Source organism: Nonomuraea diastatica (genome assembly GCF_004349015.1).
In the GTDB taxonomy this organism is placed as follows: domain Bacteria; phylum Actinomycetota; class Actinomycetes; order Streptosporangiales; family Streptosporangiaceae; genus Nonomuraea; species Nonomuraea diastatica.
In genome coordinates this window covers 1-2708 of the sequence record NZ_SMKP01000366.1, presented here as the reverse complement: position 1 = coordinate 2708, position 2708 = coordinate 1, and the positions used below count along the sequence as shown (strand labels likewise).

Sequence of the window (2708 nt, the reverse complement as noted above, 5' to 3'; positions counted from 1 at the left end):
CACGGTCAGATACTCCGGTCCGGTGATGATGTAGCCGGAGGAGTTGCGGTGGTCGGCGCCTGCGTTGCCGATCGTCTGCCCCGTGCCGGAGACGGTGCCGTCGCCGGTCTTGACCGCCAGCTCGGCCTGGCCGTCGCCGTCGTAGTCGTAGACCTGGAACTGGGTGTAGTGCGCGCCGGCCCGGATGTTGCGGCCCAGGTTGATGCGCCACAGGCGCTGGCCGTTGAGCCGGTAGGCGTCGATGTAGACGTTGCTGGTGACCCCGGACTGGGCGTTGTCCTTCTGGTCACTCGGATCCCACTTGAGGAAGATCTCGTACTGGCCGTCGCCGTCGGCGTCGCCGACGCTGGCGTCCCCGGCGGTGTAGTTGCTGCCCGGCCGGGAGATCGGCACGTCCAGGTAGCTGCCGCCGGCGAAACGCAGCGACGGCTCGGACGGGGCCTGCTCCACCCCGTCCACCACCGCGCGGACGGTGTAGGAGGAGTCGGCGGGCGCGCCGGCGTCGAGGTGGTTGGTGGAGTTGGTGATCAGCGAGGCGTTCACCCTGGTGGCGCCCCGGTAGAGGTTGAAGGCGGCGCTCGCGCTCTCGGTGCCCAGCAGCCGCCAGGAGACCAGGTTGCCCGATCCGGAGCGCACGCTGACCAGCCCGCGGTTGAGATCCTCCATCTGCCGGCCGCTCTCACCACCGCCGCCGCCGGTCTCCAGATCCAGATAGTCCACATTGGGCAGGCCGTCGGCGCTGACCGGGCTCAACCGGATGGTGTTGTCGCCGGCGTTCACCGACACCGTCAGCGTCTTGGTGGCCCACGCCGTCCAGGCCCCGGTGGGATCGAACGCCGTGGCCGCGTGCGCGACCGTACCGTTGACCAGCACGTCCGCGGGACGGTTGGCGGTCGCGCCATTGGCATACCGGATGTCGAGGGTGGCCGTGCCGGCCGCGGCCGCGGTCACCGTGAACTGCGCCGCCGCACCGGCCACGTTGTCGCCGTTGCAGAACCCGCTGCCGGAGAAGCCGGCGTGATTGGACTCGATGAAGCCGTCGCACGTGGCCGGTGCGCTTTCCGCCTCGTAACGGGTCGCCGCCGCGGACGTTCCCGCGGCCACGACGACACCGGCAGCGGCCAGGGTGAACGCGATGGCGGCCGACAGCAGGGCGGTGCGTGGTCTGGGTAAGAGCATGAGTGAACTCCAAGAGATAGGTCCGATGACTCCGAGCCGGCCGAACCAGGCAGGTCTGGTGGCCTCGGGCACGCCTCATGGCGGGCGAGGATGTCTCTGATGCCGCGTCATGAGAGCGCAGTTCAGGGTCGGCGTGAGGTTACGGTCGTGGGCGGGATCAAGGCGCTACTCCATGTGGGGCGCGTGGCCATGCACCATGGATCACCGCCACGGTGACCGACTCCTTCGTCATGGCCCACTGAACTCGTCGGCGCCGCGGGCGATCCCCGGTTTGGTCGCGCGTCGACGAGGGCCTGGCGCGTGAAAATTTCATGGCGTGTGCGGCGTGGCCGGCGGGGGCGCGGGTGGCGCAACGAGGGCGCGGTCCCTGTCACTGGCTGCAGGTCGTGCGGTGGTTTACCCATGTGGCCCTTCCAGGCGGATCGATGCGGGGCGACACGAAAGCATGTGCTCTGGGAGCGTTCACAGAGTGGGATAGGGCTTTCCAAGCGTCAATGCCCGTTATGGGCTTGTTACAAGAGCCCTTTTTCCGAGGTCTACGGCTTGGCTCTTTCCGGGCGGCCGGTTGTTCGTTACCGTGCACGCTCACAGAGCCTTGCAACCCTGATGCCTGAGTTAGTTTATTTACCAAAGAAACAAACTACCAGCCAGGCGACAGCTCTCCCCAAACTCCCCAAGGAGCAAACCAGTAACGAGATGGAGCCAAGACCGGCGCGTGACCGCCGGTCGCACACCCCCATCCGAGGTGAAGATGAAAAGAAAGATCGCCATCTTGTGCGCCGCGGCGCTCGCCACGCTGGCCCAGGCCATCTTCTTCGTCAAACCCGCCGAGGCGGCGGTCGGCCTGCGGGTCGACGGCGGACGCATCATCGAGGTCAACGGCAGCGACTTCGTCATGCGGGGGGTCAGCCATGCGCACGTCTGGTATCCCAGCCAGACCTCCTCATTCGCCAACATCAAGGCGCTCGGCGCCAACACTGTCCGGGTAGTGCTGGGCAGCGGCCAGCGATGGGGCCCGAGCAACGGCATTCCGAACATCGTCCACCTGTGCCGCACCAACCGGCTGATCTGCGTGCTGGAGGTGCACGACACCGTGATGTTCAACATCGCCGGCGCTCAACCCGCCAAGAGCCAGCATCACGACCCTCGAACAGCAGGTCGTCGACATGCGACTCCGCGAGGAGGAACCGACCGATGAACTCGACGCCGCCCGCGCGGGCCAACCGCGAGCTGATGGCCCGCGTGAACGCGCCGAGCACCCGCCGCCGACACGATCCCCGGAACCCGCCAGTGCGGGAACGCGGCCTGCATGGCGCCTTCGGCGTCGGTGGCGGAGCCCAGCAGCCGGTGGGTCAGTGAGGCCAGCCGGTTCCGGCTGGCCTCGAACCGGCTGGCGTCGAAGCGATCAGTGGCGGTGTTGTCCGCGCGGGCCGCGCTCTACGAGGCGGCTACGCGGCCTACCTTCTCGGCGATCGTGTCCGGTGCGGTGGCCAGGCGGTGCTTGCGTTTGGGCAGGCCGTAGGTGGGGT

General features: G+C 67.8%; 2 protein-coding genes. One reads left to right on the top strand and one right to left on the bottom strand.

Going from position 1 to position 2708, the window contains the following annotated elements:
* Positions 1-1179: rhamnogalacturonan lyase family protein (locus E1294_RS57665; RefSeq protein ID WP_132520574.1), on the bottom strand; the 1179-nt coding region annotated here is incomplete at its 3' end.
* Between the two features lie 751 nt (positions 1180-1930).
* Here E1294_RS57665 and E1294_RS54250 point away from each other — a divergent pair.
* On the top strand, positions 1931-2377 hold the full coding sequence (locus E1294_RS54250) for a glycoside hydrolase family protein (protein WP_181958691.1): 447 nt from the start codon (positions 1931-1933) through the stop codon (positions 2375-2377).
* The last annotated feature ends 331 nt before the right edge of the window (positions 2378-2708 follow it).

What these genes read in the sequence shown, in the direction of transcription:
- E1294_RS54250 (WP_181958691.1), top strand. Translation starts at nt 1,931, where the DNA reads ATGAAAAGAAAGATCGCCATCTTGTGCGCCGCGGCGCTCGCCACGCTG.